We start from the raw sequence: 22,761 nt of genomic DNA, 5'->3' as shown, positions 1-22,761 counted from the left end.
GTGCTTCTCCTGATTTAAGATTGCCGATCGGTTCTCAACTATTATTGTAATTAAGGAAAATCCGATTTGCGCGATCGCCCAATTGCAGATTTAGTTTTTAGTTTTTGTTGATAGCGACAGGTTTCAAGCTGCCGCTAAAATCAGTATCTAAGCTGATGCAGGATTAATGTTTAATTGATGACTTCAAAATTTACGCACTCAAAACTTCAGAATACTTTAAGCTTGAGTATTTTTAATTAAAGCCAATTCAATTTTGTCACCCGCCTTGTGACTCACTTGTGCGCGCAAACCCGGCCCAAAAAAAGTAGCTATTTTGTCTTGCTTTTCTTCCCAGACTTCGATCGGCATTAGCGGTGAATAAAACTCTAAAATTAACCCATAAGCACCGTCAACATCAACTTCCCGCAACCCTTGCAGGAGTGGTCGTTCCTCGTCTGTCGGGGCCAGGCCCAGACGCTCCAAAGCATCATCTAAGTGCGCGGGTTGGCCGTAGCGAAATCGGGTGACATCTTTGCGGACTTGGTTTTGAGTATCTGTGGCCTGACTTTCTCGCAGGAGAAGAACTTCGGGAGAAGTCGGTTCGGTGAACTCCACCGGTTCGAGTTCAGCCGCTTTCAGGGCCAAACCTCCCAGCAACAGCGGAATTCCATAAAAAAAACCGGCTAGGTTCAGGGTAGGTCTGTCTGTGAAGTAGGCTCCAAACCCGACTGCTGCTATAATACCGCCAACAACTAAGGCTAGGTTTGCTAAAGAAATTTTGCGTAACATATTAGTGAGGTAAGTAGTCGGACAGAGATAATATACTTTAATTATTATCTGTCAAAAAGTCTTGAATAAATTTAGTTTTTTTGCCAAAAGACCTGCAAAAACTGCTAGCATCTATGAGCGCGGGAGCGGTGTGCATCCACAGTCTTGTCTCTAGCTTCAGAAGCTTATCCCGCCCGACTCGCCCGGGCGCGCCATCGGTAAATATCCGTGTTAATTGCGCGGCGTTGGTTCCAGAAGGCAATCGAGATCGGCAGTATCATCAAAGTATACAGAGTGACGATCGCGATCGACACTCTTGCCCTTTCAACCATTTTTCGGACATGATTAAAGACGAAGACAAAAAAACTGCTGGAGCAAACAAGGCGGTTCTGGAGCAGATTAACTCGCTCAAACGCGAAGATGAAAGGCTTTATAATATCTTAGCGATCGATGTCTGGGCCCTAGCCAAGACAATGGATGAATATCAACCGGGATTTTGGGCTGCTTTTATGAAAAACCGGGAGAAGGCCCTGAAGCGATTTTTAGCTGGAATGATGAAAAATAAACCCACAGATACCAAACGTCCGCCTTTTTTGCGCTAAAATTTGGCTGAAGTTTGGGGGAAGTTTTGATGTACAATCAAACTATAACACAGACCCAAAAACCCTGAGCAGGTTCATCACTTCCCATATAAAAACAGTGAAGGATTTGCCCAAAAAGGTAGGTCGGTGGATTAAGAATCCCCGTCTGTTCGCAGAGGGGAATGTCAAATATTTTTGTTAATAGTAGCAAAGGCAAAAAACCATGGATGCACAAACAATCAAAGAGCGCGTAGCAGAGATCGAGAGCAAGCGGGAATCCCTCGTGCGGTTATTAGATCGATCGGACTTGGGAGCCTTGAGAATAGATGTGAGTCAGGCGATCGAAGAAATTGATGATCTCTTAGAAGAATTCAAGCGTACTTTTAACAGTTAAGTTGTCAGTTGGCAGTTGACAGTTGACAGTTGACAGTTGACAGTTGTCGGCTAAGCTGTCGCGCATTCAATTTTCATAGTTATGTTTACTAAAAACTTTGTGGGGTGGGAATCTTGCCCGCCCTAAAAGTGAAAATTAAATGCAGTACAGCTTAATAGCTAACAAGAACTGACAACTCCTAACTGCAAATTTGACAACTGACAACTGACAACTGACAACTGACTAATTCATCACCATATCCATCAAAATTTGCTGAGAGCTCACTTCTGGACAATTAGCAGGCGGCCGCCGCTGAGAGTAGTGTCCGGACGGCTGCAAATCCCAAGCTTGGCGGTTGTCAGCCAGCATTACTCCCAAAATTTCTTGCAATTCCTTAGCAATTGTCGGGTCTTCCACCTGAACTATGGCCTCAACCCGTCTTGTAAGATTGCGCTGCATCCAGTCAGCAGAACCAATATACACCTCTTCGTCGCCACCGTTGAAAAAATAAAACATCCGAGAATGCTCTAAAAAGCGGCCGATAATACTGATAACTCGGATATTTTCGCTAACACCCTCAACGCCGGGACGCAAACAGCAAATCCCCCGGATAATCAAATCAATTTTAACTCCCGCTTGCGAAGCTTCGTACAAAGCAACAATGATTTGAGGGTCAACTAAAGCGTTCATTTTAGCGACGATGCGGCCACAGCTACCGGTGCCGCCTTCTGCCTGCAAGCGGCAGAATTCTGCCTCGCGACGGATTAAAGCTAAAAATCGATCGCGCATATTGACCGGTGCCACCAATAATTTGCGATAAGATACCTGCCGCGAATAACCAGTCAAATAATTAAACAAATCCGTCAAATCCGATCCCAAATCCTCGCGACAACTCAACAAACCCACATCGGTATAGAGTCCGGCTGTTTTGGGATTGTAATTGCCAGTGCCGATGTGGACGTAGCGGCGGATGTAATCGTCCTCGCGACGCACTACCATCACAATTTTGGTGTGGGTTTTGAGTCCCACCAAACCGTAAACTACGTGGACTCCAGCTTGTTCTAACTTGCGAGCCCAATTAATATTATTTTCTTCGTCAAACCTAGCTTTGAGCTCTACTAAAACGGCTACCTGCTTGCCGTTTTCTGCTGCTTCAATTAAGGCGCTGACGATCGGCGAATCACCAGAAGTGCGGTATAAAGTCATCTTAATCGCTAACACAGAGCGATCGTGCGCCGCCTCAGTAATAAACCGCTGTACCGTCGCCGCAAACGAGTGATAGGGATGGTGTAGCATCAAATCCCCCTGCCGGATGGCGGTGAAAATATCCTCGCCCTCGTCAGCATCCAACATCAATTTGCCTAAAATCATTGGTGATTCCGAGTTCCGCAAACGGGGCGGCACAACCGGAGTCCAAGGCGGGTCTTTCAGTTCCGGCACGGGCAGCCCTACAAAAGACATCAAATCCTTGAGGCCTAGCAGCCCCTCTACGACGTAAACATCTTGCTCACCGAGATCCAGCTCCTCCATCAGCATATCTCGCAGCGCAGGCGGCATAATCGCTTGAATTTCCATCCGCACCGCAGAACCTCCAAACCGGCGCTTGCGGAGTTCCTGTTCTATTGCCAGCAGCAAATCCTCCGCCTCATCTTCCTCCACCGTCAAATCGGAATTGCGAGTAATGCGGAACGGGTGATATTCCTGAATGTCCATCCCCGGAAACAAAGCTTCTAAATTGTGGGCAATCACCTGTTCTAGGGGCACGCCAGTCCAAACAGGTGATTTGCCCCTCTGCTGCCACTGCAAATCCCCCGGTAGTGGCACAAACCTCGGCAAAACCTGGGGTACTTTGACGCGGGCAAATAATTCTTCCTGCGTGTCGGGGTCCCTGACTACTACTGCTAAATTGAGGCTGAGATTGGAAAGGTAGGGGAATGGGTGGCTGGGGTCAACTGCTAGGGGAGTGAGTACGGGAAATACTTGTTCTTTGAAGTAGCGATGCAAGTAATTGCGCTGTTCTTGATTGAGGTCAATGTAGTCAAGAATGTAGATGCCGCTTGCTGCTAGTTTCGGCCGCAGGGTTTGCTCAAAATAGGAGTGTTGCTGAGAAACCATCGGCAAAAGCCGCTTGTTAAGGGCATCTAGCTGTTGTTGGGGCGTGCTGCCGTCGGAGGTCAATTTGCTGACTTTTGCTTGTACTTGCTGTTTGAGGGCAGCCACGCGCACCATAAAATATTCGTCTAGGTTGGAGCTAAAAATAGCTAGAAATTTGAGCCTTTCTAGGAGGGGCGTGCGGGGGTCGAGGGCTTCGTGGAGCACGCGGTTGTTGAATTCTAGCCAGCTTTGTTCTCGGTTGAAGTAATATTGAGGATCGCTGAGGTTGATTTCAGTGTAGGTTTTGGCGGGGGTCTTTTTTGGTTTGGGCATGGTTTGGGGGAGTCTTTGGGAGGCTCGGTGATGGCATCTCTAAAAATAGTATTGTAGGTTCAATAGTAGGTTTGCATCTGCTTTTGGTCGATCGTGCGTTTTTGTAATATCTGTAGGGAAACGGCATTGCCGTGTCCCGCCCCTGGATCACGAACTAATCCCTCCAACCCAACTCTGCACCGCATCCAACAAATCATCTCCATCCACCGGAAAACCTATTAACGGCAATTCCAGCGGTGTATCAGTAATCCAGGCGATATGAATTCCCATGTGAGTGTCGGCGAGTTTGCGGGTGAAAGATGAAAGCGCATCTTCGCAGGGACAGGAGTGCAAAATTAAGGCGATGTGCTGTTTTTGGAGGCGGTTTTTGAGTTGGGGAATTAATCGCTTGAATTCGGGGGCGTTGCGAATGGCGGGAATGTCGGTATCTGCGGGAAAGATTGTTTGATATAGTTGGGTACAGAGCTCTTGGGCGATCGCACTTGTATCGGTTTCGCCTTCTAGGGCGCGTATGTTGAGGGGAACGGGGAAGGTTTTATCTGTGGGTTGGAGTTGTTTGAGGAGTGTGGGGATATCTGTATTTTGTGGGTGGTTGCGATCGGGTATTGGGGAATTGGTGGGTTGGGTGTGCCATGCTTGATAAAAGTCTGGGTAAGTCATATTTTGGGCGCAGTCCCAGATGACTCTGTAGCAAATTTCATAGAGATTAGAATCGTTTTCGGAGATTTCGGAAGTTAAGCAATCTTTCAAACCTGAGACTGCGGTGGCGAAGTGTTTACCTTTCATAATTTCCCGTAAGCCATCTGCCACTTGCCACCGGGTATTTTTATCACCTGAATTGCGGATTAACTCAACTAAAGTCGCGACGACAAGTGGGTTGTCTTTGTCTATTTTTTCTAAACTTTCTGCCGCTTGCAAACGAATATGTTCATCACATGAATTGCGGATCAACTCAACTAAAGCCGAGATAGAAACTGGGTTATTTTTGGATATCTCTCCTAACCAACCTGTCGCTCCCCACAGGATATCTTTATCTTGAGAAGTAGATATCAGCTTGACTAAAGTACCTATAGCAACTGGGTTATTTTTGTGTATGTCGCCTAATCTACCTGCCGCTCTCAACAGGATACTTTCGTCATCGCACTTATTTATTAGATTGACTAAAGCTTCGATGGCAACTTGCTTATTTTTAGCTATGTTTGCTAAGCACCATACTACTTGAATCCGCTTTAAATCATTCTCAGTATTCTCCATTATTTCGACTAAAGCTTCGACAATCCCATTTGCGCTGTCTTTACCTATTTTATTTAATATTCCAGTTGCAGGTATCAGAATATTTTTTACCTCGAAATCTCTTATTATTTTAACTAAAAATTCGCTTGCTATTTGGTTATATTTGTCTATTTGCCCTAGTATATTTGCTGCTTTCAACAAGAGTGGTCGATCCGGCTCAGTACCTATTAACTCTACTAAAGTTTCGATAGCAACAGGGTTATCTGTACCTATCTCACATAAGCTAAATATCGCTTTCCTCCGAGTCAATCCATCCTGAGAATTACGGATTAAGTTGACTAAAGTATCGATCGCAACAGAGTTATCTTTTTCTATTTTTGCTAAGCTAGTTGCCGCTTTTAACTGAGTAGTTTCATTCGGAGAACTCCAGATCAAGTTGACTAAAGCAGAAATAGCTTCTGAGTTATTGGTTGCTATTTTTCCTAAGTAATCTGCTAGCATCCAATGGGTACGTTCCTGCTGAGAGGAAGCGATTAACTTGACTACAGCAGAGATAGCTACTGGGTTGTCTTTGCCTATTTTTTCTAAATTTTCTAAACTATGACTTAGTTCTGCCATCAATATACCTCATATCTAATAATTTCCGCTCTCAACACAGCTTAACTCGACTAAAGCCGAAATCGCAACAGGGTTATATCTATCTATTGTACCTAAACTATACGCCGCTTCCCAGCGTGTATACTGAGAACCAGAATTGCGGATTAACTCGACCAAAGTATCAATCGCAACTGGGTTAGTTTTATCTATTTGTCCTAAGCAATATGCGGCTTGCCTCCGAGTATCTTCACCCTGAGAAATACGGATTAACTCGATCAACTGAGAGATAGCCCTTCCCCTATCCGTCTCTTTTAGTGTTTCCCTTATTCTCTCGGCCATTGGAGTAGTAATTGTCCAACTATGCGATTTTAGGTCATCAAAATAACCAAACCCCACCTTAACAATCTGCCGAACAATCTCATCAGCAAGACTACAAGATTTAAACTCAGCAATCCCCACAGCCGCTAAAAAATACGCCCGCAATTTGTACAAATACCCGCACCCATCATCAAACTCAACCAACGCCTGAATAAACGCTTCCTTCTCCTCCTTCCCTACCTCCTCACGCCCCAACCATAGCAAAATAACCTCCTTCCACTGCTTCTCAAAAATGCGATATCGAGCATCAGGATGTTGCGGATTATCAGCAATGTGATTCAAAAAAAAGTGCCAATCCTCAACCGCCAACGCCGCAAAATATTCCTGAAAAGTCGGATGGTAAAAAGCATAAATCCCCTCCAGCGTCTCCCCATCCCTCGCCACTAAATTCAGCCAACCCAAACGACAAGCTAACTCAAACTGCGATGCACCCATCACCCGATATCCCACACTTTCTCGCAACTGAAACCGCGACGTTTCATTTAACATCCCTGAAAGTGCCAATTTCCCCAAAGCCGCATTCAATTCCTGCTGCTGAATCCAATTCAAGTGCGGTTTTTTCCACTGATACAAAGTAGTCACAAACCGCCGATAAAGCTTAGCCTTAGTATCCGGCAAATCGCCATCCAAGGATTGCCAAGTGCCGCACAGCAGCGAACATCTCAGGGGATTTTTTACTAAATCTCGAATTCGCTCTTTTCCTGATGCTGCTAATGCTTCGCGTAGCTGTTGAGAAAGCACCCCCCCAGCCCCCCTTGCTAAGGGGGGAGTAAGAGTTTCTCCGGCTTCTGGTAATTGTTGAGAAAGCACCCCCCCAGCCCCCCTTGCTAAGGGGGGAGTAAGAGTTTCTGCGGCTTCTGGTAATTGTTGAGAAAGCACCCCCCCAGCCCCCCTTGCTAAGGGGGGAGCAAGAGTTTCATCTTCTCTTGTCTGCTCCCCATCTTCTCTTGTCCCCCCCCTTACCAAGGGGGGGTTAGGGGGGGTTCCAAACCATTTATCAATAAACATCCCCACCTGTTCGGGATAGGAAAATTCCAGAGTGCGATAAGTATCAAAAGTATCCAACGCAGAGCCGATCGCATCCCAAACATTCTGCCGACAACTTAGCACAATTCGCGCCTTTTGAATACAGCCGCCCGTTCTAATTTGCCGCTGAATTTCCGCCAAAGGATTGCCATCCCCCACCGCCATCTCATCCGCCCCATCCAACACCAACCACACGCGCTCAGCATTAAATTGTGCTACAAAATCATCCTTTATTTCCGCAGTCGCCTCAGCCTTCCCAATTCTCTTAATAGCCGCCAGCAGCCAATTATCAAATAAATACGGCTCTAATTCCTTCCCCTGCAAATCCGCCAAGGATACCCAAATTACAATCGCCTCGGAAATGCCCGCCGCTACCCAATTCGCAATCTGCCGCAAGAGCGTTGTTTTTCCAGCCCCCGCTTCCCCAATAATTCCTAACCGCTTGCCATTGCTTTTAGGGCTACTTCCTTGCTGGATAACTTGCTCAAGAAACTCGCTGTGTTCAAACCCTTGAGTAATTTGTTTTATCCGGTAAAAATTTAAACCTTCCTCAGCCGCAACATCCTCGCCTCGCTGAGTCACTTTATGCAGTTCCACCAATCCCAGCGGTACATAGACATCATCAATTTGATAGTTGCCAAAAGTTAGCTGATTGCTACTAAGTCGCTGCTGTTCTTTCTCGTCTAAAATCTGCTGGCAAATATCCCGCCAGTCAATCGGCACGTAAGCAATCCGGCTTTTTTCAACTATCTCCTCAAGCCAAGCATACATCTCTTGGGTTCTGCGATCGATCCGCGTTAAACTCTGCCCGGTAAAAATCTGAAAAACTTTGTCATTGTCCTTGATTTCCTGAGCAAAGTATGCAGATACCAAGGCCAACAACTCTTGCTCTAACTTTGTCTTGTAGGGTGCGACTTCGCAATTTTCTAGGGCAACTTCCAGCAGTTTTTGCTTAACTTCTTCAACCTGATTCTGCTTTAACTCATCTGCGGCAGTCAGCAGCAATTCTATCTCATCTAATCCTGTAATGGGAATTCCAGACGGGACTGTTTCTTTATAGACTTTTTGTAATTCTAATTTGAGCTTTTCGAGCTTTCGTTTCAACCAATCAAAATCCCGCCGCCTGTCTTGCAGCGAATAGGCAAAACTCTCTCGGTGAGATGTATTTTTGGGGTCGATTTCCTGTTTGCATTCTGAGGCGATTTGTTGCTGAGCTTTCAGGAAAGAAGTTTTCAGCGCTTTTTCTAAATCGTGATTGACAATTTTTCCGTTTCGTGATAATTTTTTTATCCCGGTCAAACAGAGGTGCTTTGCTGCATCATTAACTTGAGAGCCCAGAATGCCTTGCCAAGCGACTGTGAAAAGCAAGCCCAAGGTAATCGGATCAGACATTTGACGGTTCTCCTAATTTCGGGCTGCAAGCGGGTTATTTCAATGATAGGCGATCGAGTTTGGTTGCTAACGATCGACCTATGCTGAAATCATCACATCAAAACTTCGATCGTCATATCAAAAGTCGATCGCTAAAACATTGAATTTAGGCAAAACTTTCAACTATTTTTCTAGGATTACCACGAAATCCTCAATCATCACATCAAAAGTTCGAGCCAGCTTGTGGACTGCTGCAAAATCAACCATTGCCATCCCCTGAGAACGGGCATAATTGCTAATCGTACTGTAGCCCACGCCCGATCGCTCCGCAACTTCCTTGAGCGTCCATCCCTTCTCGGCAGCCAACTCTCGAACCCGCAACCTGACTAAGCCTTTGCTCATATTCACTATTTACAAAATTTTGGATTTAGTATAATATATCAAAAAGCGATCGCCCCGGTCATTCGATTTTAGATTTTAGATTTTAGATTTTAGATTGACTCTAAAGATGAATCTGGGAGCTTGAACGTTGGTCGAAAATTTTGCGCCTCTCATGGCAGAAGTCGGGGCTTGTCTCCGTTTTGCGGCGGAGTCAACGAAACTAAAGACGATCGCCAGTTAAAATTAATCCCGACAGATAATTTCTGTCGATCGCACTTAGCAGAGATAGATTTAGCTACTACCACCAGATGCAACTACAATGATATCAGAAAATCAGCTAAGATCGTCAACGATCGGCGCATCAAAAATTATTCACAAATCGTTGATCGTCAATCCGCGATCGAGATTTGTCACCGAAGAAACAGTGGCACTCCTGTTCAACATATCACCCGAACAGATATACCGGATCGATTGCTGCCACAACGTGGTGTACGTTCATGCCAAAGGCCTCAGTCGATTTGTCAGCTACGCCGATTTCCCCCCAATCTTAGAAGTAAAACCGCCCTGTACTGGAGATTTTCTCGGATGGTACAAACGCTGGAAACGCACGCAAGCACCAGAATTTTGGACTAAATTCTATACGTACAACTTCAAAGCCGCTGTTTCAGTAGACAGCTTGCTTGAGTGGGGTAAATTAGTCGCTACAGTTAAATCGGTAATTTCTGCCTCAGCGCTGCAACAGCTACGAGATGTTTACGCTCAAGAAAAAGAATTGATGGAAAATTTTTAAACAGTTTTCAGGCGTAAGGTGAGCGCGGAGCACCTTACGCTCAGGAGTGCGATCCTCTTCGAGGGCTGCGCTAACGACTGATTTGTATCATTGTAGACGTTGGCGATCGACAATAAACAAGATTTATTCATAATCACTGGTTAAAAAAAGAGATTTTGAGCACTCGCTTTTATCCGGGTGAATTGGCGGCGGATGATTGGATGGAATGAGGGAAGGCGTTAGGTGTTATTTTTGGTAAATTTTGAGTAAAAATATTGATGTGAGACCTGTTATGAAGGAGAAAGTTTTTTTGAAAAATTTGCATTTCTTCTGGTTAAGTATCAAGCAACTAATAAAGCAAATAAATATCGGGGCGTCCCTCTTTCTAGTATATGTTGGACGTTGAGAGGACTTCTGAATATGCGTACTGAAGGAGTCAACCTGACTTCAGACGAACTTCTTTTTCTAAAAGAATGGGGATGGATAATGGAGCTTTCTCCCTCCAATCCTCTTTATAAAATTCTTAAGAAGGTTGACTCAGGTCAGAAACTGAGTAAACAAGAAAGGATGGCTTTGGAACGAGAGCAACAAGAAGTAAAGCTTATTTGGAAACGAGAGCAACAAGAAAAAAAGCTGGCTTTGGCACGAGAGCAACAAGAAAAAAAGCTGGCTTTGGCACGAGAGCAACAAGAAAAAATGGTAGTGCCCGGAAGGAAAGGATCAAGATGATAAAACAAAAGTGATTAAAAAGTGAAATTATACCTTATGTCTGTCGGCTGTGAACAGGATATAAGTTTTTTGTATGAGGGACAGAGGAGGCGATGACGACTATCTTGATTCCAAATCTTAATAAAAAAAAACCGCGGCAGGATGTCGATCGAGCCACGGTTTTTTTTTAAGCTAAAGTTTCAATTAATCGCGGCCGTTGAGAGCAATCAGCAGGCGCAGAATGAAAATGAACAAGTTGACGTAGGTCAAGTACATCGACAGAGCGGCGGGCAAATACTGGTCGTCGCGGTAGCTGCGGGGTAATATGTAAAAATCGACGATCGCAGCGCCGGCAAATATAAACACGCCGATGCCAGAAATGCCAATTTCCAACCAGGTTGGGGTGTAGACGCCAAATAAAGAGAGCAGAAACTGACCGCCAACGACCACTAACAAAGCAATCACACCTAAACTGATAGTTTTGGTGAGGGCCATGCCGTCTTGTTCAGAAAGGTTGGAGCCAATTTGGCGGGCGGCGATAAAAGTAATGCCACATCCAAGTGCAGCAAAACCAATACCGGCGATGCCGACGCCTTCGCTTCTGAGGGCTATAGACACCAATCCGCTGAGCGTGTAGCCTGTAAGCAAGCTGTAGGTTGCCAGCAGAGGCAAAGCGGTATTTTTGTTACCTTGTTCGGCAGCGCCGCGGGCGACAAAGAACAGAATTAATTGTAGGACGATCGCGGCGATGAATGTGGGAAAGAAGATCCCGGGATAGTTGCGGATCACTCCGAGGCCACCGTAGGTGCCGACAGCAGTTAAGACAAGTCCGCCGCCCACGAAGGGGAGAGCGTTGGAGATGACGTTCGGGCCTACCAGCGCGTGGTTTTTGGCCTCGCGCACGGCTTCGCGGAAATTGCTAGTGTTACTCACGAGGATTTACCTAATTTTGGCTGAGAATTGCTATCTATTATTGTGACAGCTTTACACTTTGTTTGCAAAACCTGAAAGAGTTTAAAGATTTGATAAAGAACGGGGGTGAAATCACTCCAAAGCAGGGATCGATTGTTTATAATCAACTGCGTACAGGTCTGTGCCGTGTCGCTGTCTCGCACCGTTGCGCGTCGCGGCAAAGCTATAATTGAGGTTAAAGGGCCGGCGCTATCTGCGGCCAAGGGCGAGCTTAAAGTCGATCAAATCGCAGATAGCGGATGTAAATCAATTTTGGATTCGGGATTTACGATTGGGGATCAAGGAGTCTATACTAGAGGCAGGGGCCACAGTTGATTTTAGGTTTTTGATTTGCGACTTAGTTGAAACTAGGGACCAGAAACTTCAATAATCTAAAATATAAAATATAAAATCTACAATCTACAATCTACAATCGGTTCCGTTAATTGCTAAGGTAGCTCAGACAGTAGCTCAGACAGTAGCTCAGACAGAGGATGCCCATAAAATTAATGAATAGATCGAGTTCTATCGACAAACTGCTCAATAGGTAATGTCCAATGCCCACCTTTTTTGATCGCAAATTATTGCCACCTACAGCCGGAATTTTATTGGCTGCAGCCGTTATTTCCGGCGGTCAAGCTGCCATTGCAGCTAATTTCCGAGCCGTTTATACTGCTACTTCAGGGCAGGGTTCAGAAAATTTGCTGTTGGCTGATAATATCGGTCAACTCCCCCAAGGTACAACTTCTTCAAGCCCGACCCGGGGACCGGTAAAGCCGGTGCCTCTCCCCGCAAGAATTCCTGAGCCTTCGACGGTGGTAGGGTTGGGTTTAGTTGCGGGTTCGCTGGCGCTGACTCGCCGGAGAGTGAGAGTTAAAAATTAGACTTTTAGCCAAAAGTCTAATTTTTGGATTTTTAACCGCAGATAAACGTGGATATCAGGATTTTAGCCGATCGCGTCGCGCAGAGCATTTTTAGTCATAGCTGCGATCGACTGTTCGGTAGCTTTCGGCAAGTGATAGTATTTCCCTCCAGAAGTCTTGGCTAATTCCTTCGCAAAGCCAGTCGAAATAAACTTGCTCTCGGTATCAATCACCAGCAACTGCATTCCCAAACCACGAATTTTGGCAGCAATTTCTAACAATTCCTGCTTAATATCAGGCTTTTCTCCATCTACAATCGGTTCGCCCAAAGAACGAGCCAAAGGAATATTACCGCGTCCGTCGGTAATGGCGACAATCGCCACTTGACCGATATCTCCAGACTGCCGCGCGTTGACTCCGACGCGCACGGCTTGAGTCAAACCGTGGGCCAGGGGGGAACCGCCACCACAGGGCAAACGTTCCAAACGCTTGCGGGCCAAGGCTATGGAGCGAGTCGGCGGTAGCAGCACTTCTGCTTGTTCTCCGCGAAAGGGAATCAGAGCAACTTGGTCGCGGCTTTGATAAGCTTCTGTCAGTAGCTGCATGACTGCACCTTTGGCCGACTGCATCCGGTTGAGGGCCATCGAACCGGAGGCATCGACGACAAATACGACTAAAGCTCCAGCTTTTCTGGCCAAGCGCTTCGCCCGAATGTCTCCCTGTTCCACAAATACACGGCGCTCAACCCCCCCTTGCCCCCCCTTACTAAGGGGGGGTTGACTCGCTTCTTGCCCCCCCTTACTAAGGGGGGGTTGGGGGGGGTTAGAATTCCTGTCGCGACGGGCTTTTTGGTAGGGTGCGGCGGCTCTGAGGGTGGCGTCAACGGCGATGCGGCGGACGGGGCCTTTGGGCAATACTGGCTTGACGTAACGGCCTCTATCTTCCGAGAAAATGGTGCTGCGGCTGCCGGATTTGCCTTGTTTGTTGGCGGATTGTTGGGCGAATAAAAGCACGCTGGGGTCGAGAATTACGCCTTCGGGGTCGAAGAGAAATTCTTCGGGAATGGTATCTTTTTCTGGTTCTTCTTCAGGTTCCGGGTTGTCTTCATCCTCTTGGTCTTCTTCGTCTTCTTGCTCGTTTTCTGGTTCGTCTTGTTCTTGTTCTGACTGCTTTTGGGGAGGCGGTGGGGGGGGAGGAGGAGGAGAGTTTTCGTCTGGGGGAGTTTGGATGATGGTGGCGCGGGGTACGATGACTAATTCTACGGCGCGGCGCAGGTCTTCGGCGTTAACTTCTGTGCGTCCTTCGATGGCGGCGGCGGCTTTGGCGACGCGGACTGCGAATATTTCGGCGCGGTGTCCTTGAACGCCACCTCGGATGGCTTCTTCTACTAGGTAGGCAATTTGTTCGCGTTTAATGCTGACATCTTTGAGCCATTCTCTGGCTAGGATGATTTGGGTTTTGAGGTTGTCGGTGTCTTCGCTGTATTGATTGAGAAATTCTTGGGGGGAGCTGGAGTAGGATAAAGCTTGTTCTACTGCATAGACTCTTTCTTCTATTTCGAGTGCTGCGTCGGCTGAAAGTACGATCGCGATGCGATCGAGCAAATGTTCTCTTAGCGGCCCTTCTTCGGGGTTGTAGGTGGCGATAAATAGAGGTTTGCAGGGGTGTTGGAAGCTAATGCCTTCGCGCTCTATTTGGTTGCGCCCTTCGGTTAATACTGTTAGCAATTGGTTGGAAATGTTGTCGTCGAGGAGGTTAATTTCGTCTACATATAGTACACCTCGATTTGCTTGGGCCAAGAGTCCGGGTTGAAATACGGTTTGGCCGAATTTCACTGATTGTTCGACATCAACTGAACCTAAGAGTCTGTCTTCTGTGACACCCAAAGGAATTTGAATGAATGGTGTGGGAATTATTTCTGTATTTGGGGAATTAGTATCGGTGGTGTGAGCATCTTGCCCGCCATTTTCTGGTAACAAGCCTGATGCCTGTTCTGCAAGAATTTCATTAGGTTCGGCGTTGCAAAAAGAATCTTTAACAATTTCAATGGGTGGCAGTAAGGAGTGCAAGGCGCGGGCCATTACTGATTTTGCTGTACCGCGGCGGCCTGCGATCGCCACTCCTCCCAATCCGGGATCGACTGCTGCTAAAAGCAGGGCTAGTTTGATTGCTTCTTGCCCGACTACGGCGGTGAGGGGAAAGGCTGTGGTGGAAGGGCTAAGGTTGGCTGCGGGCATAGGATTTTCGGATGTAAAAATTTGAACTTAATGTTTAGCTTACTTCTTGGAGTATTTTAACTTCTTGCGGCAGAATCACGGTAAAAGTTGAGCCGACTCCTATTTCTGATACTAACTCGATTTTGCCTTGCAGCAGCGTGACGAGCCGCGATACTATTGCTAATCCCAGGCCTGTGCTTTCGGTGGGAAAGAGCTGTTTACCGGCTTCTCCTGCTTGAAAGAAGGGGTCAAAGATGCGCTTTGTATCTTCGGGGGCGATGCCAATGCCGGTATCTGTAATTGCGATCGCCCAATTTCCTTCTCCTGCAGGGTGGCAACTTAATTCGATGCTACCAGATTCTGTATAGCGAATGGCATTGCTCAGCAGGTTGATCAGAATTTGTTGCAGCCGCCCAGAGTCGGAGATTACTTGTGTTGGGCCGCAGTCGCTGGTAACAGCGAGCTTTAGTCCTTTTGCATCAGCAATTGGCTGCATCATTTCTACTACGGTGTTAATTACCGATCGTACATTAGTTCGCTGCAGGTTAAGTTTAATTTTTCCGGCATCGGCGCGAGAAAGTTCTAGCGTGTCATTAATCATGCGGAGCAACTGTCTGCCGTTACGCAATACTCGCTCGATGTGTTCGATGCCGGGGAGGGTATCTTTGACTTCAGATTGCCATTTTTCTTTTCGCAGGAATAGTTCGGAATAACCAATAATTGAGTTGAGAGGAGTTTTGAGTTCGTGAGCCAAATGGTAGACGTTTTCTTGATTGACGCTGACCAGGCGAGAGAGTTCTTGATTGGTGAGTTGTAACTGAGTTTGGATTTGTTGAAGTTCCTGCAGCCTCTGAGCGACGTAGCTCTTGAAACACTGGGCAATTGCTTCGTCTACTACGGCATCTATCAGCCTAACAGCTCTGAATACGTCGGCGGTGGTTCCTGCTAGCAATTCTGATTCTAACTGCGAGAATATTACTTGACGCAATAAGTGGTATTCGCGGGCTACTTCTGCTGCGTCGTAGCCTTGTTCTGCTCTGAGAAATCCGTGATCTAAACTGGCTTCAATTATTAGTTTTATTTCGCTGTTTTGATATTGGGAAAGCACTGTGACCATCGCCACCAGCAGGTGAGGTATGTGATTTTCGATTGCTGAGTGCGGTAAGGCCTCAGCGGTTTCAATTTTCCGATCCTGACGAACTGCTTCAATCCAGTTCTTGACGATAATATCGGTTTTGTCGGCGAGCACTTGGCTGTAGTCCATGATGTCTGCGTGGGGGTTGAGTTTGGCAGAGATTGCCCATGCTTCATTGTAGTTGAGCGATCGCCAGATTGCCATATCAAACTTCGGGCGATCGCGACCCTGCCAAAAGAAGTAGTTTTGAGGTGATTTTTTCCCTGTGCCGGAGAGATCTTGATGAGTCGCTCCCAGCTTGTTGCTGCCAAAATTAGCACTTAAATTTATTGACAGAAGAGCCAGAAAGTAGTATATTCACTCGAACCGAGAGTTTTTAATTTTTAAGTTTTATTTTTTTCAGGGGACTAAATGGAAAACGTGCAAGCTGTGATTGCTGCAACAACATTTATATGTGTAATTTTCTTAATAATTACAGAATGGATACACCTCACAGTTGCGGCATTTCTGGGAGCGGTGATTCTGGTTTTTACCCACGTGATGACGTTAAACAACGCGATAGAATATATCGGTCGCAGTCACGCCACGCTGGGCTTATTTTTCGGAGTCATGGTAATGGTGAGAGCCTTTGAGCCTACCAAAGTATTTGAATACTTGGCAACTCAAATGGTGCTTTTGGCTAAAGGCAAAGGCAAAAATCTCTTGCTGGGTATTGTTGCGATTACTACCCCAATTTGTGCAGTTTTGCCCAATGCCACGACAGTCATGCTGCTAGCACCATTAATTCCGCCAATGGCAGAAGAAGTCGGTGTAGATTTTGTGCCGTTACTGATTTTAATGGTATTTGTGGCTAACAGTTCGGGACTGCTGACAATCGTGGGCGATCCGGCGACATTCATTGTCGGCGATGCTATTAACATGAGCTTTGCAGATTACCTGGTAAAGTTAAGTTTGGGCGGGGCAATTGCAGTAGGAGTGATAGTAGTTATGTTACCTTGGCTGTTCCGCGAAATTTGGCACAAGAACTTAGACGATTTGGAACATTTGCCGCGCCCAAAAATCAATCACCCCCGAGTCTTAGCAGTGGGTGGCTTAATTATAGCTTTCGTGCTGACATTTTTTGTAATAGGAGAGTCTCTGCCCGTGCCTATTTCACCGGCAGCCGTTGCTTTGTTGGGGGCTGCTTTGGCAATGCTTTTAGCTCACCATTCCCAAATTGATTCTGTTAATAATATTTTGCGGGATTTAGATTGGAGCACGCTGCTATTTTTTATGTCTATCTTTGTGCTGATTGGCGGTTTAGAAAAAACCGGAGTAATCGGCAATATATCTGGCATATTAGCAGTGATTTTAGGTAAAAATATTTTTCTTGGTTCTTTAGTTTTGTTATTTTTTGTGGGTTTGATGTCGAGCGTGGTGCCAAATATTCCGCTGGTAGTGGCGATGGTGCCCCTGCTAAAACAGTATGTTGTCAATGTCGGGCTCGCATCGCCAGAGGTGTTGGCGCCGGATTTTGCAGGGCAGTTTCCACCTGCTGTGCTGCCGCTGTTTTATGCGATGATGTATGGAGCAACTTTAGGCGGAAATGGCACTTTGGTAGGAGCTTCTTCTAATATAGTGGCGGCGGGAATTTCTGAACAGCACGGACGCCGGATTTCTTTTCAAACTTTTCTGCGTTACGGGCTGCCTGTGATGGCGTTGCAATTGGTGGCTGCGGCTGTTTATGTAACGATTCGGTTTCTGATTTGAAGGAAGAAGGAAGAGGGAGGAATAAAAATTGATTGGTAATAGCAAAGTATCTAAAATCGCCAATAGCTACTCCTAAAGACATATTGACAAAATGAAATGCTCGTGATAACTTGTGTTAAATTGGCTTAAAAAGTCAAGCCTAATCCAGCATGGCGCGATCAAACCAAGCGTGTGGCTGGAGCGGAGGAACCAATTTTCGGGGCGAATCTCTACAGAATTAAAAAGCAAAGTTAAAAATTGCCAAATTTGAGTGTAATTTTTGATTTTGAAATCTAAGGAGAAGGACATCTCTCAGTCCTAGCCCGTCAGCTAACTTCGCAGGCATTGAGAAGAGACTGAAAAGCCAACTTTCTGAACAAGATAGTTTGGCTTCGTCAGTGTCTCAGGTTGGTATTGTTCAAGATTCTTGTACCTGCCCTGACTCTGAAGGAGATTAAAATGTTCATACAGCTTAATTTATCTGCGATCGTACTTGCAGGAGTTGCAACGTGGAAGCGTGTAAAACCCGTTGTCATCCGAGATGCTGTTTTGTTACCTGCTGCGGGTTTTTTGGGAATTCTTGGCTTGTGGTGGATTGTTGCCAGCTTCAACAGCGATTTGATTCCCACTCCGTATCAGGCGTTAATAGCTAATTTAGATTACATATTGCATCCATTTTACCAGCGCGGGCCGGGAGATTTAGGCATTGGCTGGCTGCTGCTAGCGAGTTTGCGGCGGGTGTTGGTGGGGTTTTTCCTGGGTGCAGCAGTTGCGATTCCCGTGGGATTTCTGATCGGGATGTCGAAACCGGCAATGATGGCGCTCAATCCGCTGATTCAAATCTTCAAACCGGTGTCGCCGCTAGCTTGGCTGCCCATAGCTTTATCAATTTTTAATTTAGCAGAGCCGTCGGCAATTTTTGTCATATTCATCACGTCTTTGTGGCCGACAATTATCAACACAGCTTTGGGAGTTTCTAACGTTTCCAAGGATTATCTGGATGTAGCGCGAGTGTTGGAAATGCCGCGCTGGAGGCGGATTACCAAGATAATTTGGCCGGCGAGTTTGCCATACATTTTTACAGGTTTGCGGATTAGTTTAGGGATTGCTTGGCTGGTGATTGTGGCGGTGGAAATGCTGACAGGCGGTGTAGGAATTGGCTTTTTTGTGTGGGATGAGTGGAGCCGTTTGAACCTGAGTTCGGTATTTTTAGCGGTGTTTGTAATTGGCATAACTGGATTGTTGCTCGACGCTGCAGTTGACAAAGTTCAGGAATTGGTAACGCATCGATCGGTCATTAATCATTAGTCAGTTTGCAGTTTGCAGTTGTTAGGAAAGCAGTTGTCAGTTGTCAACACTTAACAGTCAACAGTCAACAGTCAACAGTCAACAGTTAACAGTCATTAGTCAAATTAAATATGAGTGACAAGTTTTCCAATGAATGGAAGCGCCGCGAGTTTTTGCAAGGAATGGGCTCGGCGGTGGCGGGAATGGCTTTATCTGGTTGTGGAATTAGCGCGGATCGATCGGCAAAAGGACTCACAGAAGAAGCCTCAGCCGTAAAGCCGGTGGTCGATTCCCGAACCTTAGAAAAACCCAATTTAACCGTAGGATACGTCCCAGTTAACGATTGTGCACCATTTGCGATCGCCTGGAAAAAAGGCTTTTTCCGCAAATACGGTTTAAACGTCACACTCAACCGCGAAGCAAGCTGGGCAACCTCCCGCGACGGCGTAATCTTCGGCCGCCTCGACGCCTCCCCAGTCGTATCCGGCGCCGTCACAAACGCCCGGATTGGCGCCGAAGGAGCGCGCCACGCACCCCTGTGCGCCGCAATGACAATTCACCGCCACGGCAACGCCATGACGATGAACAAAGCTATGTGGGATTTCGGTTTGCGCCCGTGGCACGAATACAACGGCAATTTGGAAGAATTTGGCAAACAATTTCGAGCCTTTTTTGACAGTCAGCCGTCGGAAAACAGAGTTTGGGCAGTGGTTCTGAGTTCTTCGATTTACGAATACTTTGTCCGCTACATATCGGCGGCTGCGGGTGTCGATCCGTTCAAAGAATTTCGGGTAATTATTGTGCCGCCGCCGCAGATGGTAACGAACATCAGGATTGGCGCCATGCAGGCTTACATGGTGGCCGAACCTTGGAATACGCGGGCAATTCAAGGCAATTTGGGAGTGGGTTTTACTTTCGTGCAAGGCAAGGAAGTTTGGCTGGGACATCCCGATCGCCTTTTGGGAGTAATGCAATCATTCATTGACGAAAATCCGAAGACTTATTACTCGCTGGTTAAGGCAATGGTGGAAGCTTGTCAGTATTGCAGCAAGCCGGAAAATCGCAGTGAAATATCGGCGCTGCTGACTGAGCGATCGTTTACGGGGGCGAGACCGAAAAAAGGGGCGATCGACAAATTTACGCGACCAGCAATAGTTGGCGACTACAACTATGGAGGGTTTGACGAAAAAGACCGCATCATACAATCGGAAGATGCAACTATTTTCTATGACATTCCTAAGAATTTGCCTCAAATACCGGGAAATCATTCAACATTTATGTGGCAGTCTCAGAGTATTTGGTTGATGACTCAAGCCGCTCGCTGGGGACAGATTAAAGAAGTGCCAAAAAATGCTGAGAAATTAGCTAAAAAAGCTTGGAAAACCGACCTTTACCGCCAGATTGTTGCCGAAATGGCGATCGATTGTCCCCAGGAGGATTACAAAGTGGAACCTGCGGAACTTTTTATTGATCAAAAGGCATTTGATCCTAGCGATCCGGTGGGTTATTTGAATAGTTTTGAAATTCGAGCCAACCGCCCTCAGTCTTTTTTTCAGTCTTAATGTTTGAGATGTTGCACTTTTCCTAATGTCCCGCCAGGGAATGAATTCCCCCTCTTATAGCTAAAGTCGGTTGAAACCGACTAAAAGATTTTAGGAATTACGCTACCGGAAGGAAATCAAATTAACACTTTACTACTTTTAAGGAGAATACCATGACTCAATACTTTTCTACTTCTATCGAAGCCAGCAGCCAAGTCAAGAAGCAGCCTGAATTTCTGGAAATTAACAACTTGTTCAAGTCGTATAAAAATGGTGACGGTACAGAATTTAGCGTCTTGGAAAATATCAACTTAAGTATTGGAGAAAACGAATTTATTTCGGTAATCGGTCATTCTGGCTGTGGCAAATCAACACTGCTAAAAATAGTGGCTGGTTTGGAAAAACAGAGCCGGGGAATGGTGACATTGGAAGGAAAAGAAATTCGCAAACCTGGAGCCGATCGCATGATGGTATTTCAGCACTACGGATTGCTGCCTTGGCTGACGGTGCGGGAAAATATTCGGCTGGCAGTTGATGAAGTTTTGCAAAGTCTTAGCCGTTCCGAGAAGATTAGTCTTGTCAACGAACACCTAGCAATGGTAAACTTAACGGCAGCAGCCGATAAATATCCAGACGAAATTTCAGGGGGCATGAAACAGCGAGTTGGAATTGCGCGAGCTTTGGCGATTCGACCGAAAATGTTATTAATGGACGAACCGTTTGGAGCGCTGGATGCTCTGACTCGTGGCAAGTTGCAGAAACAGGTGCTGGACATCTGGGAAAATCACAGACAAGCTGCAATGATGATTACTCACGATGTGGATGAAGCTATATATATGTCCGATCGCATTGTGCTGATGACAAACGGCCCGGCTGCGACGATAGGTGAAATTTTGTCAGTGCCGTTTTCGCACCCGCGCGATCGCCAGGAGTTGCGGGAATCGAAGGATTATTACGAACTCCGCAACTATGCTTTGAATTTTCTCGATCGCTACTTTACCCAAGACGAGTAACGCCCGACGGACAGACAAAACAATTCACTTAAGAGAGGTCAAGCCTGTGAATCTCAAAACAATGTTAGCGCGTTTTGAAAGTGCATTGGGATACCAAAATTTAGCAGAAGAAATGGTGTTGCTCCCGGAGCCACAATTTCAAACATATCAGAAATCACAAGCTACAAAACCGACAAAAACCATCAATTTTATTGTCGGTTACAATAGTTCTCCCAAAAGTCAAATAGCTCTGGATATTACCCTTTGGATGGCGCATCAAACTCGTTTAGTAACAACTCAAGAAGTCACAGTTCAAGTCGTATACGTGATCGACGAAGCGCCAAAAAATTACGGTGAAGATACTTGCAAACTTGCTGTAGCAAATGCCTTGGCGGCACAGCAGAAAGTGTCTGATTTAGAGGAAACATTCGCCCTTAATTGTGCAGCGCCTGGGTTCGCTTTACCGACCGAAATCCCATCGGTATCCCAGCAAAAAACTTGGATTGATCCGCATTATTTCCAAGCAATTTATGGTCAAAATAATGAGTACGAGGTAGCAGATAAGTTGCTGTGGCAAGCGCGCTGTTTGGCTGAGGAATGGCGCGGTTTATTCAAAGCTCATTTACGCATCGGGCAGGTTGCTACAGAACTGAGAAATGTGGTTGAATTAGAATCAGCAAATTTACTGTTCTTGGGCTGTGGTTCTGGCAACCATCGGCTGGTTAGGGAACTAGGCAATAATTTTCCGTGCTGCGTACTCGGGATTCCTTCGGCACTCAGCTCTCAGATGGATGTTCAGCCTGAAGAAAATTTGAGCAAGTTACAGTTGGCGACAACTATACCTGCACGTTAAACTTGTTCACTTGTTGGGCCAGAATCTAATTATGTAAGGTGCAGCGCACCCTACGACTATAATTCGCGCGCCCAACCTTTTTTTTCGTAAGTTCTATATCGATCAAAAATTAAAAATGGTTTCCTCGCTCGCAGTCCTAATTATGAGACAATTAGGACTTTTTTTGATTGTGGAGATTTTAAAAATTATCGTCAAGGAAAATTATCGGCACTTATCTGATCATAGACAGTTCGTTAACTAATTTTATCCTTCCCCGGCACACAGAGCGCAGCAGCCGATCGATCGAGCGTTTGTCTTCCTCATTCAAAGTCTCGTCGAAAATAGCAGCCATCAAACCGTACCTATCGGCTAGAGTAATGTAGCCATTATGATTCACTTCGGCAAACAGCTCGCCCAAAGCAGATGGAATCAGGTGGACAGGAGTTTGCATAGTAATTGACTCTCTACTCGACGATCGCGCGATCGGGCGTTTTTGCAACAACACAAGGCGATCGCACTCTAAAATTTTGTCAGTGTATGGCCTTAAAAACTGTGACAATAAACAGCAAAAAACTGTGATAGTAAACATCAAAGTTTGTGAACTACATCACATTCCATATTTACG

General features: G+C 46.1%; 19 protein-coding genes and 1 riboswitch. Of the genes, 10 read left to right on the top strand and 9 right to left on the bottom strand.

What is annotated here, in order from left to right:
• Window positions 1-216: 216 nt before the first annotated feature.
• Complete coding sequence (locus QUA43_RS21005) at window positions 217-768, bottom strand: DUF2854 domain-containing protein (protein ID WP_333376219.1); 552 nt, start codon at window positions 766-768, stop codon at window positions 217-219.
• 80 nt (window positions 769-848) lie between these two features.
• Between QUA43_RS21005 and QUA43_RS21000 the strand changes: the two genes are divergently transcribed.
• Entirely contained in the window at window positions 849-1,349 is a 501-nt protein-coding gene (locus QUA43_RS21000) for a hypothetical protein (RefSeq protein WP_333376218.1), read from the top strand.
• A 202-nt stretch (window positions 1,350-1,551) separates the two neighbouring features.
• Complete coding sequence (locus QUA43_RS20995; protein WP_015176488.1) at window positions 1,552-1,722, top strand: hypothetical protein; 171 nt, start codon at window positions 1,552-1,554, stop codon at window positions 1,720-1,722.
• A gap of 222 nt (window positions 1,723-1,944) precedes the next feature.
• Here QUA43_RS20995 and ppk1 read toward each other — a convergent pair whose 3' ends face one another.
• The 4 genes from ppk1 to QUA43_RS20975 form a co-directional block, all read right to left on the bottom strand.
• Window positions 1,945-4,128 carry a polyphosphate kinase 1 gene (gene ppk1, locus QUA43_RS20990; RefSeq protein ID WP_333376217.1) on the bottom strand — a complete coding sequence of 728 codons (2,184 nt, stop codon included), beginning with the start codon at window positions 4,126-4,128 and terminating at the stop codon, window positions 1,945-1,947.
• Window positions 4,129-4,275: 147 nt separating this feature from the next.
• A complete protein-coding gene (locus tag QUA43_RS20985) occupies window positions 4,276-5,979 on the bottom strand; it encodes a HEAT repeat domain-containing protein (protein WP_333376216.1) in 1,704 nt (567 codons plus the stop codon).
• 15 nt (window positions 5,980-5,994) lie between these two features.
• Window positions 5,995-8,754, bottom strand: coding sequence for an NACHT domain-containing protein (locus QUA43_RS20980; RefSeq protein ID WP_333376215.1), 2,760 nt, complete (start codon window positions 8,752-8,754; stop codon window positions 5,995-5,997).
• A 162-nt stretch (window positions 8,755-8,916) separates the two neighbouring features.
• Window positions 8,917-9,135 (bottom strand): helix-turn-helix domain-containing protein, encoded by a 219-nt coding sequence (locus QUA43_RS20975; RefSeq protein ID WP_006632503.1) that lies wholly within the window; start codon window positions 9,133-9,135, stop codon window positions 8,917-8,919.
• Between the two features lie 298 nt (window positions 9,136-9,433).
• Between QUA43_RS20975 and QUA43_RS20970 the strand changes: the two genes are divergently transcribed.
• Together QUA43_RS20970 and QUA43_RS20965 are read left to right on the top strand one after the other, a co-directional pair.
• Window positions 9,434-9,904 carry a hypothetical protein gene (locus tag QUA43_RS20970; RefSeq protein ID WP_333376214.1) on the top strand — a complete coding sequence of 157 codons (471 nt, stop codon included), beginning with the start codon at window positions 9,434-9,436 and terminating at the stop codon, window positions 9,902-9,904.
• Between the two features lie 399 nt (window positions 9,905-10,303).
• On the top strand, window positions 10,304-10,612 hold the full coding sequence (locus QUA43_RS20965) for a hypothetical protein (RefSeq protein WP_333376213.1): 309 nt from the start codon (window positions 10,304-10,306) through the stop codon (window positions 10,610-10,612).
• Between the two features lie 183 nt (window positions 10,613-10,795).
• Here the strand turns inward: QUA43_RS20965 and QUA43_RS20960 are convergent, their stop codons facing one another.
• Complete coding sequence (locus tag QUA43_RS20960) at window positions 10,796-11,524, bottom strand: Bax inhibitor-1 family protein (protein WP_333376212.1); 729 nt, start codon at window positions 11,522-11,524, stop codon at window positions 10,796-10,798.
• Between the two features lie 575 nt (window positions 11,525-12,099).
• Here QUA43_RS20960 and QUA43_RS20955 point away from each other — a divergent pair.
• The gene (locus QUA43_RS20955) at window positions 12,100-12,426 is read left to right on the top strand and encodes a PEP-CTERM sorting domain-containing protein (RefSeq protein WP_333376211.1); all 327 of its coding nucleotides are present in this window, start codon (window positions 12,100-12,102) and stop codon (window positions 12,424-12,426) included.
• Between the two features lie 62 nt (window positions 12,427-12,488).
• Here QUA43_RS20955 and QUA43_RS20950 read toward each other — a convergent pair whose 3' ends face one another.
• Both QUA43_RS20950 and QUA43_RS20945 read right to left on the bottom strand, forming a co-directional pair.
• Window positions 12,489-14,642 carry a VWA domain-containing protein gene (locus QUA43_RS20950; protein ID WP_333376210.1) on the bottom strand — a complete coding sequence of 718 codons (2,154 nt, stop codon included), beginning with the start codon at window positions 14,640-14,642 and terminating at the stop codon, window positions 12,489-12,491.
• 34 nt (window positions 14,643-14,676) lie between these two features.
• Window positions 14,677-15,960 carry a HAMP domain-containing sensor histidine kinase gene (locus tag QUA43_RS20945; protein ID WP_333376209.1) on the bottom strand — a complete coding sequence of 428 codons (1,284 nt, stop codon included), beginning with the start codon at window positions 15,958-15,960 and terminating at the stop codon, window positions 14,677-14,679.
• A 207-nt stretch (window positions 15,961-16,167) separates the two neighbouring features.
• Between QUA43_RS20945 and QUA43_RS20940 the strand changes: the two genes are divergently transcribed.
• The 5 genes from QUA43_RS20940 to QUA43_RS20920 all read left to right on the top strand — a co-directional run bounded on the left by QUA43_RS20940 (window position 16,168) and on the right by QUA43_RS20920 (window position 22,157).
• Complete coding sequence (locus tag QUA43_RS20940) at window positions 16,168-17,505, top strand: ArsB/NhaD family transporter (protein ID WP_333376208.1); 1,338 nt, start codon at window positions 16,168-16,170, stop codon at window positions 17,503-17,505.
• A 126-nt stretch (window positions 17,506-17,631) separates the two neighbouring features.
• Window positions 17,632-17,844: riboswitch (cyclic di-AMP (ydaO/yuaA leader) on the top strand.
• A 99-nt stretch (window positions 17,845-17,943) separates the two neighbouring features.
• The gene (ntrB, locus tag QUA43_RS20935) at window positions 17,944-18,792 is read left to right on the top strand and encodes a nitrate ABC transporter permease (RefSeq protein ID WP_333376207.1); all 849 of its coding nucleotides are present in this window, start codon (window positions 17,944-17,946) and stop codon (window positions 18,790-18,792) included.
• A gap of 110 nt (window positions 18,793-18,902) precedes the next feature.
• Window positions 18,903-20,333 carry an ABC transporter substrate-binding protein gene (locus tag QUA43_RS20930; protein WP_333376206.1) on the top strand — a complete coding sequence of 477 codons (1,431 nt, stop codon included), beginning with the start codon at window positions 18,903-18,905 and terminating at the stop codon, window positions 20,331-20,333.
• 152 nt (window positions 20,334-20,485) lie between these two features.
• Window positions 20,486-21,325 carry a nitrate ABC transporter ATP-binding protein gene (locus tag QUA43_RS20925; protein WP_333376205.1) on the top strand — a complete coding sequence of 280 codons (840 nt, stop codon included), beginning with the start codon at window positions 20,486-20,488 and terminating at the stop codon, window positions 21,323-21,325.
• A gap of 46 nt (window positions 21,326-21,371) precedes the next feature.
• Window positions 21,372-22,157: a universal stress protein gene (locus QUA43_RS20920; RefSeq protein ID WP_333376204.1), complete on the top strand. Its 786-nt coding sequence runs from the start codon at window positions 21,372-21,374 to the stop codon at window positions 22,155-22,157.
• A gap of 211 nt (window positions 22,158-22,368) precedes the next feature.
• On the opposite strand, the gene QUA43_RS20915 is transcribed toward QUA43_RS20920, so the two are convergent.
• Window positions 22,369-22,587, bottom strand: a complete 219-nt coding sequence (locus tag QUA43_RS20915; RefSeq protein ID WP_333376254.1) for a hypothetical protein — start codon at window positions 22,585-22,587, stop codon at window positions 22,369-22,371.
• Window positions 22,588-22,761: the final 174 nt, after the last annotated feature.

Origin of the sequence: Microcoleus sp. N9_B4, from assembly GCF_036701635.1 — a bacterium.
Classification (GTDB): Bacteria; Cyanobacteriota; Cyanobacteriia; order Cyanobacteriales; family Microcoleaceae; genus Microcoleus.
This window is presented reverse-complemented; position numbering and strand designations above follow the sequence as displayed.